The organism is Streptomyces sp. NEAU-YJ-81 (assembly GCF_017592595.1).
Classification (GTDB): domain Bacteria; phylum Actinomycetota; class Actinomycetes; order Streptomycetales; family Streptomycetaceae; genus Streptomyces; species Streptomyces hygroscopicus_B.
Map to the genome: position 1 here is coordinate 149,612 of NZ_JAGFNO010000018.1, position 15,347 is coordinate 164,958.

Here is a 15,347-nt window from a genome sequence, read left to right on the forward strand (position 1 = left end):
CTCCCCCGCCTGAGCCCGTCCCCTCTCCCCTTTTCTCTTCTCTCTCTTTCGTCCCATCCCTCTCTTCGCCCCTCCCCTCCCGCCGCACCATGACCTCGAATGGGAGCGCTTCCATGACGCTGACCTTCCCGCCCGGATTCCTGTGGGGCGCTGCCTCGGCCGCCTACCAGGTCGAGGGCGCCGCCCAGGAGGACGGCCGCACCCCGTCCATCTGGGACACCTTCAGCCACACCTCCGGCAAAGTGCTCGCCGGTGACACCGGTGATGTGGCCATCGACCACTACCACCGCTTCCGCGAGGACGTCCGGCTGATGGCGGAGCTGAACCTGGCGGCGTACCGCTTCTCGGTGTCCTGGTCACGGGTGCAGCCCACCGGCCGGGGACCGGCTGTGCAGCGCGGGCTCGACTTCTACCGCTCGCTGGTGGACGAGCTGCTGGGCGCGGGCATCCAGCCGGTGCTCACCCTCTACCACTGGGACCTCCCCCAGGAACTGGAGAGCGCCGGCGGGTGGCCGGAGCGCGAGACCGCCGAGCGGTTCGCCGAGTACGCGGGCATCGTGGCCGAGGCGCTCGGCGACCGCGTCGAGTTCTGGACCACCCTCAACGAGCCGTGGTGCAGCGCCTTCCTGGGCTATGGCTCGGGGGTGCACGCCCCGGGCCGCACCGAGCGGCTGGCCCCGCTCCGCGCCGCCCACCATCTGAACCTCGCCCATGGCCTCGGCGCCCAGGCGCTGCGCGCCGCGCTCCCCGCCCGCGCCCAGATCGCCATCAGCCTCAACCCGGCCGTGGTCCGGCCGCTCAGCGACAAGCCCGAGGACCTGGACGCAGCGCGGCGTATCGACGCACTGGCCAATCGCGTCTTCACCGGGCCGCTGCTGCGCGGTGCGTACCCCACCGACCTGGTCAAGGACACCGCCTCGATCACCGACTGGTCGTTCGTCCGGGACGGAGATCTGGCCGTCATCAAGCACCCCCTCGACGCGCTGGGCATCAACTACTACACACCGTCATTGGTAGCAGCGGGCACCGACAACGAGGGCTCGCCCGCCCGCCACGACGGCCACGGCGCCAGCACCCACTCCCCCTGGCCGGGCTCGGAGCAGGTGGCCTTCCACCAGACGCCGGGCGAGCGCACCGAGATGGGCTGGACGATCGACCCGACCGGACTGCACGACCTGCTGATGCGCTACAGCCGTGAGGCGCCGGGCGTACCGCTGTACATCACCGAGAACGGCGCCGCGTTCGACGACAAGCCGGACGCGGAGGGCGCGGTCCACGACCCGCGGCGGATCGACTACCTCCGGGACCATCTGGCCGTCGCCCACCAGGCCATCGCGGACGGCGCCGATCTGCGCGGCTATTTCCTGTGGTCGCTGATGGACAACTTCGAATGGGCGTACGGCTACAGCAAGCGCTTCGGCGCGGTCTACGTCGACTATCAGACGCAGGCCCGGGTGCCGAAGTCCAGCGCCCGCTGGTATGCCCAGGTGGCCCGCACCGGAGAGCTTCCGGCGGCGTAGGGGACCTGCGTCCGCGGCGCCGCCCGCTGGGGGGCGGGCGGCGCCGCGGACGGCAGTCGAGGCGGCGCACGGGGGCGCAACCGGGCCGGTGCGTTCTTCCTTCAAAGGGGTTACGCCCTGATCCACCCGGCCGAAGAGCGCCGTCATCCGTGGAGAATGCCTGGTAAACCCATTGAGATATGAGAGCATTTCCGGAGCGCCGACAGAGGTTCCGCGATGAGGGATCCGGTCGGCGCGCGCCCGCCGGAAAAGGCGAGGCCCTCGCCGACTGGTTCGACGGCCGGGTGGGCCTCTTCAAGATGGCCAAGGCCAATCTGCGCAAGGTCTTCCCCGACCACTGGTCCTTCCTGATCGGCGAGATCGCCCTCTACACGTTCGTCATCATCATTCTGACCGGCGTCTATCTGACCCTGTTCTTCGAACCAGCGATGAACGAAGTGGTCTACGACGGCCGGTGGACGCCGCTGAACGGCATCCGCATGTCGCAGGCGTACGAGTCCACCCTGCGCATCAGCTTCGATGTGCGCGGCGGCCTGCTGATGCGGCAGGTCCACCACTGGGCGGCGATCATCTTCATCGCCAGCATGCTCGCCCATATGATGCGGACGTTCTACAACGGCGTCTTCCGCAAACCCCGCGAGATCAACTGGCTCTCCGGCGCCGGTCTGCTGATTCTCGGGATGTTCGACGGCTTCATGGGCTATTCACTGCCCGACGATCTGCTGTCCGGCACCGGTCTGCGCTTCATGGAGGGCGCGATCCTGTCGATCCCGATCGTCGGCACCTATCTGTCGTTCTTCTTCTTCGGCGGTCAATTCCCGGGAACCGAGATCGTGCCACGGCTGTTCACCGTGCACGTACTGCTGATTCCGGGCATCATGCTCGGGCTGCTGGCGCTCCATATGATCCTGCTCGTCTACCACAAGCACACGCATCTCCCGGGGCCCGGCAGAAAGAACATGAATATCGTGGGGCCGCCTCTTTGGCCGGTCTATGTGGCCAAGTCCGGCGGTTTCTTCTTCCTGGTCTTCGGCGTCACCACGCTGATGTCGGCTATCGCCCAGATCAACCCGGTGTGGGCCTATGGCCCCTACCGGCCCGACCAGGTGTCCACCGACGCCCAGCCCGACTGGTACATGGGCTATTCCGAAGGGCTGATCCGGCTGATGCCGGGCTGGGAGATCAATCTCTGGGGCCACACCCTGGTGCTCGGGGTGCTGATCCCCTTCCTGGTCTTCCCCACGGTGCTGCTCGTGATCTGGCTCTATCCATTCCTGGAGGCATGGATCACCGGGGACAGACGCGAGCACCATCTGAACCAGCGCCCGCGCAACGCCCCGACCCGCACCGCCTTCGGCAACGCCTGGGTCGCCCTCTACGGGGTCCTGCTGTTGGGCGGCGGTAACGACCTCATCGCCACCCACTTCGATCTGTCGATCAACGCGATCACCTGGGCCTGCCGGATCGGCTTCTTCGTGGTGCCGGTCGTGGTCTTCATCATCTCCAAGCGGATCTGTCTCGGCCTCCAGCGCAAGGACCGGGAGCTGCTGCTGCACGGCCGCGAGACCGGCATCATCGAGCGGCTGCCGCACGGCGAGTTCGTCGAAGTGCACGAGCCGCTGTCGGCGGCGGAGAAGTACACGCTGACCGCGTACGAACAGTACGAGCCGCTGGAGCTGCCACCGACGGTCGACGAGGCCGGGGTCGCCCGCAGGCTCTCCTTCATGGAGCGGCTGCGCGTCTCGCTGTCCCGGAGCTACTTCGGTATCGACGGCCAGATCGCCAAGCCCACGAAGGAGCAGGTGGCGGAGCACGAGGAGCATGAGGAGGAGGAGAGGGCCGAGGAGCCCCAGCGCCCCTAGGGGAAGCGGATCCTGACCGAGAGGCCGCCGCCCGGGTTGGCGTCCGCGGTGGCCTCGGCGCCGTGGGCGCGCGCGATGGACGCGACGATGGACAGACCGAGTCCGGCGCCTTCCCCGGCGGTGTGCGCGCGCTCGTTCAGACGGCGGAACGGTTCGAAGAGCCGGGGGACCGTGTCCGCGGGGATCTTTGGGCCGGTGTTGGAAACCTGCAGCACCCGGCCGGTGAGGTCGACGCGGATGCGGCCACCCTGGTGGTTGTACGCCACCGCGTTGGCAACGAGATTACGGACCAGATGGGCGAGCAGGACCGGGTCGCCCGGAACCGTCAGCGGCTCCACGGTGGTCGTGACCGTGATCGCCTTTTCGTGGGCCTCGTCGGAGAATCCGGCGGTGACGACCGCGACCGTCTCGTCCATCTCGACGTGCTCGCGGCGCTGGATGCCCTGGTCGGTGGAGGCGAGCAGGAGAAGCGACTCGATGAGTCTCTCGCTGGTGTCCGCGGTCTTGATCAGCTCGGCCCGGATCCACGCCACGCGTTGGGAGTCGGCGTCGGCCAGACCGATCTCGGCGGCGGCCCGCTGGACGGCCAGCGATGTGCGCAGCTCGTGCGCGGCGTTCGCCGCGAACCGCTGCTGGGCCGTCACCAGTTGTTCCAGCCGACCCAGCATCTGGTCGAAGGTGTCGGCCAGCGCCTTGAGCTCCCCGGGCGGTCCCTTGAGGCCGATGCGCTGGTGGAGGTTCTCCCCGGAGAGCTTGCGCGCGGTGGCGGTGATAACACCCACCGGGCGCAGCACCCGGCCCGCCATCCACCAGGCCAGGAAGAGCGAGAGCACCGCGAAGACGCCGAGCGCGATGCCCGAGACGGTCAGCAGGCGGCTGAGGGTGGTGGCGGTGAGGGCCGCCACCGTCTGTGTCTTGGCGGCCTCGCCCGCCTTGTTCGCCGGGACGACGGTGTACTCGTCCCCCCGGACGGAGCCGGGAGGGACGTCTCCGTCGGGATTCATCCGGGGCCCGAGCGGCACGGAGGTGACCTCCCTGCCGAGACGTACGTCCAGGTCGTCCTGGACCAGTGCGTAGATGACGCTGACCAGGACGCCTCCGGCCAGCAACAGGAGCCCGCCGTACAGGGCGGTGAGGCGGGCCCGTTCCGTCGTGGGACGCAGTCGGCGCATCATCGCGGTCGCGGGAGGCAGTCGGCGCATCATCGCCCGGCCCGCCTGGAACCGCTGGATCCGGATGTGTCCGCGGAGTGGGGTGTGTCCGCCGGGCCGGGTGTTTCCGGGGAACCCGGTGTTTCCGGGGAGCCGGGTGCTTCCGGAGAGCCGGGTGCTTCCGGAGAGCCGGGCGCCTCCGCGGCGTGCTGCCGGGGCAGGGAGGAGGAGGAGGCGATCCGGTATCCGGCGCCGGGTATGGTCTCGATCACCGGCGGGCCCCCGAGCTTGGCGCGCAGGCGGCTCAGGGCGACGCGCACAGGGTTGGTGTCGTACCCGGCGTTCTCCTCCCACACCCTCTCGATGAGGTCCTCGCCGCTGACGACGGCGCCGTTCGCGCGCATCAGCGTTTCGAGGACGGCGAACTCCTTGCGGGTCAGGGAGAGCGCCGCGCCATCGCGGTCGGCCTGGCGGCGGGCGGTGTCCAGGGTGATCCCGGCACGCTCGATCACCGGTGGCAGCGCGGGCTGGACGCGGCGGCCGAGCGCGAGCACGCGGGCGAGCAACTCCTCGTAGGCGAACGGCTTGGTGAGGTAGTCGTCGGCGCCGAGGCTCAGGCCCGCCACCCGCTCGGAAACGGTCACCGAGGCGGTGAGCATCAGCACCCGGGTGAGCAGGCCCTTGGCGACCAGGCGGCGGCACACCTCGTCGCCGTGCATGCCGGGAAGGTCGCGATCGAGTACGAGGACGTCGTAGTCGCCCAACTGGAGCTTGCGCAGAGCGCTGCCTCCGTCGAGGGCGACATCGACGGTGATCGCGTCGCGGCGCATGCCGTCGGCGATCATCTCGGCGAGGAACGCGTTGTCTTCCACCACAAGAACACGCATGGTCCCTGTCTACCGGACGGGCGCCTTTCGCCGTTGTTACACGTGTCCGCGGTGCCGCCCCGCGGCGCCGGGCGGGGCGCCCGTGCGTCGGTAAGAGACCCGCGCGTCTGTAAGAGGCCCGTGCGTCTGTAAGAGAAACGAAACAGCTCCATCGATCACTCTCTGATCCGTCCGCAACCACGCGGTCGCCGCACGGTGCGCAGCACGGTGCGGCGGCTCGTTCGCGAGGAGAGAGAACCATGAGGAACCACAGGCTCACCCTGACCCTGGCGGCCACTGCGGCCGGTCTGGCCCTGTTCGTGACCGGCTGCTCCGGCTCGTCCGACTCCGGCGGGTCCAAGGATTCGGCCTCGTCCGAGAATTCCGCCGCTTCGGGCGGGTCCGGCGACTCGGGCGGCTCGGGCTCGGACTCGGACTCGGCCGCTTTCGACAAGGCCCAGAAGCTGCGCACGTGCCTGCGGGACAAGGGCATCGACGTTCCCGACCTCAAGCCGGGCGAGGACCCGCGCTCGGCGACGCTGGGGCAGCCGGAGGGCGTATCCGCGGACAAGTGGTCCAAGGCGCTTGAGGACTGCGGTTCCGGCATGGCCGGGGGCGGCTCCGGCGGCGCCGCCGACCAGCAGGGCTCGCTCGACCAGCAGGTCAAGATCGCCGAGTGCGTGCGGGGCAAGGGCTTCGACATGCCCGACCCGAAGCCCGGCCCCGACGGGGGCAACACCGGCTTCCGGATCCCGAAGGGAGCCGACCCCGACAAGTTCCTCAAGGCCCTCAACGAGTGTGCGGCATGAGGCGGGCAGCCGTGGTCGTCCCGCTGGTGGCGGTCGCGGCCGTCATCGGCGGCGTCGCCGTGACGGGACTGGCCCAGCCGCAGAAGGACGAATCCGGGCCGCAGCGGTCCCGGCTGCCCGCGGCGACAGAACCCGTCGAGCGCGGCGACCTGACCAGCAGCACCAGCGTCGATGGCACGCTCGGCTACGCCCAGGAACGCAAGCTGAACGCCGGGGCGTCCGGCACCCTCACCTGGGTGACCCGCAGCGGCTCCACCGTCAAGCGGGACGGCCGTCTGTACGCCCTCGACGGCAAGGACGTACGCCTGATGTACGGAAGCGAGCCGATGTACCGGACGCTGAAGGACGGCGACACGGGCGCCGACGTCAAGCAGCTGAAGGAGAATCTCATCGAGCTCGGGTACGGCGGCGGCCTCGTCGCCGACGACGAGTTCACGGCGGGCACGACCGCGGCCGTCGAGCGCTGGCAGGAGGACCACGGGCTGAAGGAGACCGGCCGGATCGGATCCGACCAGATCGCCTTCGCGTCCGGCCCGCTGCGGGTGCAGAGCGTGAACGTGTCGGCCGGCGACGTGGCGGCGCCGGGCCAGAAGATCATGACCACCACCGGTTCCGACCGAGTCGTGCGCCTTGAGGTCAAGGTCTCCGAGGCCGCGCTGGCCAAGCCGGACCACAAGGTGCGGGTGGAGTTGCCCGACGGAACCGTCGCCGACGGGACGGTCTCCTCCGTGGGCGAGGTCGCCACGACGGGGGACGACCCGAACGACAAGACCCCGAAGGTCGGCGTCACTGTCACCTTCGACGATCCCGGCGCGGTGGAGGGCGTCGACAAGTCCCCCGCCACCGTCAAGTTCACCGGCCGGATCCGCAAGGACGTGCTCAGCGTTCCGGTCAGCGCTCTGCTCGCTCTGGAGGACGGCTCGTTCGGCGTCCAGGTCGTCGCGGGCGGCAAGGCACGGGAGGTCAAGGTGAGGCTCGGCATGTTCGCTCAAGGCCGGGTCGAGGTCTCCGGCGCCGGACTGCGGGACGGTATGCGCGTCGGGGTGCCCACGACATGACCGCCCCTGACCTCCCAGTCCCTGACATCCACGTCCCTGGCGCGACCGCCGACGCCATGCCCGCCACCGACATGACCGCCACCGACATGACCGCCGACGGTGCCGCTCGGACCGGACCCGTGGTGCGGCTGACGGGTGTGACCAAGGAATACCCGGGCGGGGTCGTGGCCCTGCGCGGTGTGGATCTGACCATCGGCCGGGGCGAACTGGTGGCCATCGTCGGCCCGTCGGGGTCGGGCAAGTCGACCCTGCTGCACATCGTGGGCACCCTCGACCAGCCCACGGCCGGTTCGGTCACCATCGCGGGCCATGACGCGGCCGGGCTCAGCGACCGCAGCCTGTCCGCGCTGCGCGCCCAGCACATCGGCTTCGTCTTCCAGGCGTTCCACCTCGTACCGGGCATGAGCGCGCGGGCCAACGTCGCCGAGGGCCTGCTCTACTCCGGTCTGCCGCGCGCCGAACGCCGCAGGCGCGCGGTCGAGGCCCTGGAACGGGTCGGCCTCGGCGACCGGATGAACCACCGGCCGCATGAGCTGTCCGGCGGTCAGAAGCAGCGCGTCGCCATCGCCCGTGCGGTCGTGGGCGAGCCCGATCTGCTCCTCGCCGACGAGCCGACCGGTGCGCTGGACTCCGCCTCCGGCGAGGCCGTCGTGGAACTCATCCACGAACTCAACAAGGAGGGCGCGACCATCGCGGTCATCACCCACGACACCGAGATCGCCGGCGAGCTGCCCCGGCAGGTGCGGATCCGCGATGGCAGCATCGTCGAGGACACCGCCCACGGTCAGGGGCACGCGCGTACCCCCGGCCACGTACCGGGCGAGGCCCGGTGAGGCGGCGGCGGTCGGTGCTCAAACCGGCCCGTCTGACACCGCTGGACACCCTGCACACCGGGATGGCCGGGATGCGCAACCGCCCGATGCGCGTCGTGCTGTCCGCCCTCGGTATCGCCATCGGTATCGCGACGATGATCTCGGTGGTGGGCATCTCCGCCTCCAGCAAGGAGGAACTCCTGCGGGAACTCGACAAACTCGGCACGAACATGCTGGTCGTCACCCCCGGCACGGATCTGGCCACCCAGAAGAAGGTGCCGATGGCCAAGGACGCGGCAGGCAGGGTGGCCCGGATCGACGGCGTCGAGCACGTCGGCGCCACCGGCCTGCTGGATCACGCCGTCCGCCGGTCGGAGAAGATCGACGACATGATCACCGGCGGTATCTCGGTCCAGAGTGCCACCGAGGACCTGCTGACCACCCTGCGGGGCAGCATGCGCAGCGGCACCTGGCTCAACGCGGCCACCGGCAAGTACCCCTCGGTGGTGCTCGGCGACGTCGCGGCTCGGCGCCTCGGCATTACCGAGCCCGGCCAGCGGGTCTACATCGACGACGAGTACTTCACCGTCCTCGGCATCCTCGACGAACTGCCGTTGGCCCCCGAGATCGCCCGCTCCGCCCTGGTCGGCTGGGAGGTCGGACAGACGCGACTCGGCTTCGACGGCCGGCCGACCACGCTCTACGAACGCTCCGCCGACGACAGTGTGGAAGCGGTCCACGGCCTGATCCCGCGAACGGTCGACCCCCAGACGCCCCGCAATGTCGAGGTCACCGACCCGTCATCCGGGCTTCAGGCCAAGGCCGCCACCGAGGGCGCCTTCAGCAATCTGCTGCTCGGGCTCGGCGGAGTGGCCCTCCTGGTCGGCGGGGTCGGCGTCGCCAACACCATGATCATCTCAGTGCTGGAGCGCCGCTACGAGATCGGCCTGCGCCGCTCCATCGGCGCGACCCGAGGTCAGATCCGAGGCCAGTTCGTCACCGAGTCGCTGCTGCTGTCCGGACTCGGTGGTCTCGCCGGCATCTTCCTGGGCGCCGCCGCCACCGGCATCTACACGGTCAGCAGCGGCGTTCCCTGGGTGATCCCGCCGTGGACGATCGGCGGCGGCTTCGGCGCCACCCTCGCCATCGGCACCCTCGCGGGCCTCTACCCAGCGGTCCGCGCCTCCCATCTGTCCCCCACCCTCGCTCTCCACGCGACCTGATCCAGGCGGCCCCGCCACAGCGAAGCCGGATGTGGGCGTGACATGTGACGACAACCCTCAAGGCGACGGAAACGGCGGGGCGCGGCGGGTGGGGGATTCCGTCCGCGCCCCGCCGTGTGGGGGGTGCCGTGGGGGGTGGTGATGGTGGGGCCCTTGGGGCTGACAGGCCCCGCGGCTTATGCGGCTGACAGGCGGTGCGGGGCCGCCCCGGTGTCAGCCGACGTCAGCCGTTCAGCCGTTGTAGGCGCCGAACGCCTTGGTGAAGGCGAACTCTTCCTGGTCGATCGAGCTGCAGGTCGGCGACGCGGTGTCCTGCGGGCTGGGGCACTGCTTGTCGCGGGTCGCGGACCACATCGACAGCCAGGCCAGCCCCTTGGACTTGGCGAACTCCACGAGCTGGGAGGCGTCGTCGACCTTGAATATCTCGTTCTTGACGTCGTTGACGCCGATCATCGGGGTGACCGCGACGGCCTTCCACGCCTCGTCGTCGCTCAGCTCGAGGGCGCCCTTGATCTGGCCCTGGGTCGCCGTGGCGGCGTCGATGGCGTACTGGCCCATGTCGTCGCCGAAGGAGGGTCCGTAGTCCATCGCCATGATGTTGACGGCGGAGACCTTCACCCCGTTCTTCTTGGCGTCGGCGACGAGGTCGACACCGTCCTGGGTGAGGCCGGTCGGGAGCACCGGCAGGGTGAAGGAGACGTCCAGGTCGGGGTTTTGCTGCTGCAGCTTGGCGATGGCCTGGGCGCGGCGGGTGTTGGCCTCCTTGTTCGGAAGCGCGCTGCCCTCGATGTCGAAGTCGACCTTGGTGAGCTTGAGGGTGTCCACGACCTTGCCGTAGGCGGCGGCGAGCTCGTCCGCCGAGGTGCAGGCCAGGCCCAGCTCGGAGCCGGAGGCGCCGCCGAAGGAGACCCGGACGTCGCCGCCGGCCGCCCGCAGTTGCTCGGTCTGCTTGGCCACGGCGTCGTCGCCGACCTCGGTGACGCCGCCCCACTTGGGGGTACAGCCGCCACCGGAGGTGATGAAGGCGAGGTTGAACTGCTTGACGCCGGTCTTCTCGGCGGTGCCCACCATGTCGTAGGCGGGGTAGAGCGAGGTGTCGATGTACGGGGCGAAGCCACCGCTCGCCGCCGCGGCGGCCTTCTCGGAGGCGGCGGGCTTCTCGGAGACGGTGCCCGCGTTCGCCGCCCCGCTGAGCGCGAACGCCGTGCCGCCGGCCACGACGGCGGCGACGGTCGCGCCGATCGCTTTGGTGGTCCGGCTCGCCTTGCGACGGTGCGTGCTGCTCATCAGGTCCCTGCCTTCGCTGTGCGGATGTGGGGGGTGATGGTGCGGGCGCCACGCTAGCGAGGGGAAGTCGGACAAACGGCAGGATCCGTGCACCGGCCATGGATCTTATGGCTGCCTTAAGGAACCCATCGGCGGCGATTAATGCTCCGCGGGCTCCTTGGGCCGGGTGCGGCCCCGGGTCTTCCGCTTACGGCCGCGCCGCCGCTGCCCCGGGTCCGCCGGGCCGCCGCCGTTCAGCGAGAGCCACACCCGTACCTCGGTGCCGCCCAGCACCGACCGCCCGATCCGCAGATCGCCACCCGTGGACTCCGCGACCCGGCGCACGATGTCCAGGCCGAGGCCGGTCGAGCCGGGGCCGCCGTCGCCATGGCCACGGCGGAGCGCCGCGTCCGGGTCGGCGATGCCGGGGCCCGCGTCGGAGACCAGGATGATCACACTGTCCTCGCCGTTGTGGACGTCGACCGCGAGCGCCGTCCCCTCGGGCGTGTGCCGGAAGACATTGCCGAGCAGGGCGTCCAGCGCGGCGCCGAGTTCGGGGCGGGCCACCGGCACCCGCACGGTCCGGTCGACCCCGGCCAGCCGCACCGTACGGTCCTCGTCCTCGGCGAGCGCGGACCAGAACTCCATCCGGTCCCGGATCACCTCGGAGGCGTCACAGCCGGAAGGGGTGTGCGTCTTCTGCTGGCGCGCGGTGCGGATGATCTGGTCGACCTCGCCCTCCAACTGGGCGACGGCGGCCCGGGTCTGGTCGGCCGCCGGTCCCTCGCCCAGCGAAGCGGCGTTCAGGCGCAGCACGGTGAGCGGCGTACGGAGCCGGTGGGAGAGGTCGGCGGCCAGCTCGCGCTCACCGGCCAGGAGCTGGACCACCTGGTCGGCCATGGAGTTGAACGCGGCGGCGGCCGCCCGGAGTTCGGCCGGGCCGTCCTCCGGGACCCGCACCCCGAGCTCGCCATGGCCCAGGTCGTGGGCGGCTTCGGCGAGCCGCCCGGCCGGACGCACCAGCCGGGTGCCGAGCCGGTCGGCGGTGGCGACCGCGCCGACGATCAACGCGAGGCCGACGCCCGCCAGCACCAGCCAGGACGTCGTCACCCCGCTGGTGACCACCCCACGCGGGACATACACCTCCACGACCGCGACCTGACCACTGCTCAGCGCGGTCGGCTGGAGCAGTGCGTAGCCCCCGGGCGCCGCGGACACCGAGGCGCGGCCCAGCCGCCGCGCGGTGGCCAGCTCGCCCTTGGCGGCACGGCTCTTGCCGAGGTCGTAGCCGCTACCCTGCTCGCCCGGCTCATCGGGGACATGCACCGCCATCCGGCCGTCCCCGCCCGCCTGGGTGCTGGCGACCGCGCGCTGCAGCCGCGCCCGCTCGGTGGTGATGGCGAGCGCCGGGCCGATGGTGGCGGCCTGCCGCTCGGCGTCGGCGAACGCACGGTCCCGGGCCAGCTCCTTGACGACGAGGCCGAGCGGTACGGCGAAGGCGACCACCACCATCGCGGTGACCGCCAGGCAGACCTTGACCAGGGCCCATCTCACGTGGGCTCCGCCGGGGGCTCCAGTTTGACGCCGACCCCGCGCAGCGTATGGAGATAGCGCGGCCGGGCGGCCGTCTCGCCCAGCTTGCGGCGCAGCCAGGACAGATGGACGTCTATCGTCTGGTCGTCCCCGTACGCCTGCCGCCAGACCTCGGCGAGGAGCTCCCTGCGCGGCACCACGACGCCGGGCCGCCCGGCGAGATAGGCCAGCAGATCGAACTCCCGCCGGGTCAGATCGAGCGTCACCCCGTCCAACTGGGCCTGGCGGCGCAGCGGATCGACGGCAAGACCGCCGACCCGGAGCACCGCCGGGGGCGCCGCCGCACCGCCCGGCTCGCCCGCCCCGCCGCCGCGGACGCGGCGCAGCACGGCGGTCATCCGGGCGGAGAGATGCGCCACGGAGAACGGCTTGACCAGGTAGTCGTCGGCGCCGTCGTTGAGCAGCCGGACGATCTCGCCCTCGTCGTCACGGGCGGTGGCCACGATGACCGGCACATCGGTGATGCCGCGCAGCATCTTGAGCGCCTCCGCCCCGTCCAGATCGGGCAGGCCGAGGTCAAGGATGACGACGTCGAATCCGATCTGTGCCACCTCGCGCAACGCCTCCAGGGCGGTGCCGACGCTGCGCACGGTATGGGACGCCTCGGTCAACTGCCGTATGAGGGCTGAGCGTACGAACTGGTCGTCCTCGACCACGAGCACACTTGCCATGAGCGGCACCGTACGCCATTCGGGTGAGGCAAGATGGGGAAGATGCGAAGAGGTCTGGTCCAATGTCTGGCGTGGGTCCTCGCGACCGGCGCCGCGGTCACGCTGTCGTGGTACGGCGTGCGGACCGTGCTGACCGGGACGGCCTACGATCCACCGCGCGCACTTCCGATCGCGGACGGCTCCCGTTCAGCGACCGGGGCCTGGTCCTCCTCGACACACCGGCCCAAACCGCCGTCGTCCTCGGCGACTTCACCCTCTTCCCCGTCCTCGCCTTCACGTTCCGGGGCGGATGCGGGGGCCGATGGAGATAAGGACAAGGGGTCCGGTTCTGCCGGGCGCACCCGGAAGCCGACGCAGGCGCCGACCCGGCGGGAAACGGCGCGGCCGGAGGAGAGCGGCGAGGTGCGCAGCTATCCGGCCAAGGGCGGCCGGGCGGTCTTCGACATCCGGGCGGCGTCGGCGGATCTGGTCTCGGCCACACCGGACGGCGGCTGGCAGATGCAGGTGTGGAAGCAGAGCGAGTGGATCCGGGTGGACTTCGTCTCCGGGGCCGACACCACCACGATCTTCTGCACCTGGCATGACGGCCCGCCGCAGGTCCGTATCGACGAGCACTGAGCGCTTCGCTGGAAGTGCCCTGACCTGCCGTCGATCGTCCGCGGCGGCGTCGTGGCCGGTCGCCCACGCGGCGGAGCCGCACATCGACACAGCCGCGGCGGATCCGCACATCGACACAGCCCCGCGCCCCTTCAGGGCGCCTTTCGCACCGCAGCCGACTTCCGCCGATCTACTGAGGCCGTGCTGGTCTCCGGTCAGGTGAAGACGGCGGGCGGCGGGGCCGGGGAGGGGGCGGCGGTCGCGTCGGTGACCGGGGCCGCGCCACCGGTGAAGTCCGCGAGCCCGGGCCCGTGTTCGACCCGGGCGGGGTGCGGATCTCCGGCGGCCCGGCGGGTGAGCTCGGCCAGCGGAAGGTCACGGTCGGCGGCCAGCAGCACGGCATTGCCGAAGCGGCGGCCGCGCAGCAGGGCGGGGTCGGCGGTCAGACACACCTGGCTGAACGCGGCGCGGGCGGTGGCGATCTGGGCCTTCAGATGGGCCAGCGGCGGACCGTCGGCGAGATTCGCGGCGTACCACCCGTCCGGGCGCAGGGCACGCCGCACCTCGGCCAGGAACTCCACACTGGTGAGATGGGCGGGCGTACGGGCCCCGCTGAAGACATCCGCGATGATCAGATCCGCCCAGCCGTCGGGCACCTTGGCGAGCCCGGCCCGGGCGTCGGCGCCGCGCACCCGTATCCGGTCACCGGGGTCCAGCGGCAGCTCACTGCGGACGAACTGGACGAGCGGGGCGTCGATCTCGATGATCTGCTGGGTGGAGCGGGGGCGGGTCGCCGCTATATAGCGGGCGAGCGTGAAGGCGCCGCCGCCCAGATGGACCGCGTGCAGCGGACGGCCGGGAGGGGCGACGAGATCGGCGACATGGCCGAATCTGCGCTGGTACTCGAAGTCGAGATACGCGGGGTCGTCGAGATCCACATGCGACTGCGGCTTGCCGTCGAGCAGCAGCGTCCAGCCGCGTGGCCGGTCCCGGTCCGGCACGAGCTCGGCGAGCCCCCCGTCGACGGATGCGGTGACCGGCTCGGGGCTGCGTCCCCGCGCCGCTCCGCGCCCGCGCGCGGCTCGCTTGTTCGTGCCTTTCGCCATGTGTCCCAGTATGCGGCGGACCACTGACAGCCGGTCGCCGGCAGGAAGGGGCGGATGGTCACCGCCTCACTGGCAGCGGTCGACGGCCTCGATCGTGCGGGCCGCCTCGCCGAGCGCCGCCCGGAGCTCGGCGGGGTCGGTGGCGACCGTGTACGCCGCGTCGGGCGACACCAGCCAGCCGGTGCCGATGCCGGGCGGCGCGTCGTCCCCGGCCGCTCCGGAGTCGGTGTCTCCGGCTTCGGTGTCTCCGGAGTCGGCCGCTCCGGATTCGGTGTCTCCGGACGGGATGTCCCCGGCTCGGGTCTCTGCGGATTGGGTGTCTCCGGCTTCGGCGGGGGTGCCGGTGCCGGAGCCGATATTTATCCGGATTCCACGCCCGGATGTCTGGGTGCACGCCGAGCCCGGCAGATCCCAGCCGTCCGCCGTTCCGGGCGGCACCAGGAAGCCGAGGGTGTCGCAGGCGTTGTCATGCAGGACGGGACCAAGGCCGTCGCACGCACGACGCAGGATGTCCACCGCCTCCAGCCCCTGGCGGGCGGGCACGGTGACGAGATCGCAGTCCTGGCGCTGGGGGTGCTGGGCAGTCGTCCGCGAGCGGCTGATGTCCACTCCGGCCTCCCTCTTCATCGGGTCGCACCTGATTCAACGCGCGGCGGTGTCAACGGCTACGGCCGAATGCCGCCGTAAAGGATGGCAGTTCATGGCAGATCATGGGAGAAATGTAACGTTTGCCGGAAATCTCCGAGTGTCGGAGATTTCGCAGCCGGTACGGTTCTCCCCCGCCCACCTGGCATCACCAAGGGAGAGGCACAG

At 70.7% G+C, this 15,347-nt stretch carries 14 protein-coding genes; 7 read left to right on the plus strand and 7 right to left on the minus strand.

The genetic code is table 11. The features are described from left to right. The first annotated feature begins 113 nt into the window (after positions 1-113). Together J5X86_RS31580 and J5X86_RS31585 are read left to right on the plus strand one after the other, a co-directional pair. On the plus strand, positions 114-1,520 hold the full coding sequence (locus J5X86_RS31580) for a glycoside hydrolase family 1 protein (RefSeq protein ID WP_208520109.1): 1,407 nt from the start codon (positions 114-116) through the stop codon (positions 1,518-1,520). Between the two features lie 179 nt (positions 1,521-1,699). Continuing rightward, positions 1,700-3,382, plus strand: coding sequence for a ubiquinol-cytochrome c reductase cytochrome b subunit (locus J5X86_RS31585; protein ID WP_208520110.1), 1,683 nt, complete (start codon positions 1,700-1,702; stop codon positions 3,380-3,382). On the opposite strand, the gene J5X86_RS31590 is transcribed toward J5X86_RS31585, so the two are convergent. After that, complete coding sequence (locus J5X86_RS31590) at positions 3,379-4,587, minus strand: ATP-binding protein (RefSeq protein ID WP_308124786.1); 1,209 nt, start codon at positions 4,585-4,587, stop codon at positions 3,379-3,381. The genes J5X86_RS31585 and J5X86_RS31590 overlap by 4 nt on opposite strands. Further along, positions 4,584-5,420, minus strand: a complete 837-nt coding sequence (locus J5X86_RS31595) for a response regulator transcription factor (protein WP_208520111.1) — start codon at positions 5,418-5,420, stop codon at positions 4,584-4,586. The genes J5X86_RS31590 and J5X86_RS31595 overlap by 4 nt, the downstream gene beginning before the upstream one ends. Positions 5,421-5,659: 239 nt before the next feature. On the opposite strand from J5X86_RS31595, the gene J5X86_RS31600 reads away from it, so the two are divergent. The 4 genes from J5X86_RS31600 (at position 5,660) to J5X86_RS31615 (ending at position 9,301) form a co-directional block, all read left to right on the plus strand. After that, the gene (locus J5X86_RS31600) at positions 5,660-6,208 is read left to right on the plus strand and encodes a hypothetical protein (RefSeq protein ID WP_208520112.1); all 549 of its coding nucleotides are present in this window, start codon (positions 5,660-5,662) and stop codon (positions 6,206-6,208) included. Further along, entirely contained in the window at positions 6,205-7,266 is a 1,062-nt protein-coding gene (locus J5X86_RS31605) for an efflux RND transporter periplasmic adaptor subunit (protein ID WP_208520113.1), read from the plus strand. The genes J5X86_RS31600 and J5X86_RS31605 overlap by 4 nt, the downstream gene beginning before the upstream one ends. Positions 7,267-7,337: 71 nt before the next feature. Then, the gene (locus J5X86_RS31610; protein WP_208520158.1) at positions 7,338-8,099 is read left to right on the plus strand and encodes an ABC transporter ATP-binding protein; all 762 of its coding nucleotides are present in this window, start codon (positions 7,338-7,340) and stop codon (positions 8,097-8,099) included. A gap of 62 nt (positions 8,100-8,161) precedes the next feature. Next, positions 8,162-9,301, plus strand: coding sequence for an ABC transporter permease (locus tag J5X86_RS31615; RefSeq protein ID WP_208520159.1), 1,140 nt, complete (start codon positions 8,162-8,164; stop codon positions 9,299-9,301). Positions 9,302-9,532: 231 nt separating this feature from the next. Here the strand turns inward: J5X86_RS31615 and J5X86_RS31620 are convergent, their stop codons facing one another. The 3 genes from J5X86_RS31620 to J5X86_RS31630 form a co-directional block, all read right to left on the minus strand. Beyond that, positions 9,533-10,588: a chitinase gene (locus J5X86_RS31620; protein WP_208520114.1), complete on the minus strand. Its 1,056-nt coding sequence runs from the start codon at positions 10,586-10,588 to the stop codon at positions 9,533-9,535. A gap of 138 nt (positions 10,589-10,726) precedes the next feature. Then, positions 10,727-12,121, minus strand: a complete 1,395-nt coding sequence (locus tag J5X86_RS31625; RefSeq protein ID WP_208520115.1) for a HAMP domain-containing sensor histidine kinase — start codon at positions 12,119-12,121, stop codon at positions 10,727-10,729. Further along, positions 12,118-12,831 carry a response regulator transcription factor gene (locus tag J5X86_RS31630; RefSeq protein ID WP_208520116.1) on the minus strand — a complete coding sequence of 238 codons (714 nt, stop codon included), beginning with the start codon at positions 12,829-12,831 and terminating at the stop codon, positions 12,118-12,120. The genes J5X86_RS31625 and J5X86_RS31630 overlap by 4 nt, the downstream gene beginning before the upstream one ends. 402 nt (positions 12,832-13,233) lie before the next feature. On the opposite strand from J5X86_RS31630, the gene J5X86_RS52580 reads away from it, so the two are divergent. Further along, positions 13,234-13,449, plus strand: a complete 216-nt coding sequence (locus tag J5X86_RS52580; RefSeq protein ID WP_308124787.1) for a hypothetical protein — start codon at positions 13,234-13,236, stop codon at positions 13,447-13,449. Positions 13,450-13,643: 194 nt separating this feature from the next. On the opposite strand, the gene J5X86_RS31640 is transcribed toward J5X86_RS52580, so the two are convergent. Both J5X86_RS31640 and J5X86_RS31645 read right to left on the minus strand, forming a co-directional pair. After that, complete coding sequence (locus J5X86_RS31640; protein ID WP_208520118.1) at positions 13,644-14,534, minus strand: spermidine synthase; 891 nt, start codon at positions 14,532-14,534, stop codon at positions 13,644-13,646. Between the two features lie 66 nt (positions 14,535-14,600). Next, positions 14,601-15,161, minus strand: a complete 561-nt coding sequence (locus J5X86_RS31645; protein WP_208520119.1) for a hypothetical protein — start codon at positions 15,159-15,161, stop codon at positions 14,601-14,603. Positions 15,162-15,347 lie beyond the last annotated feature (186 nt).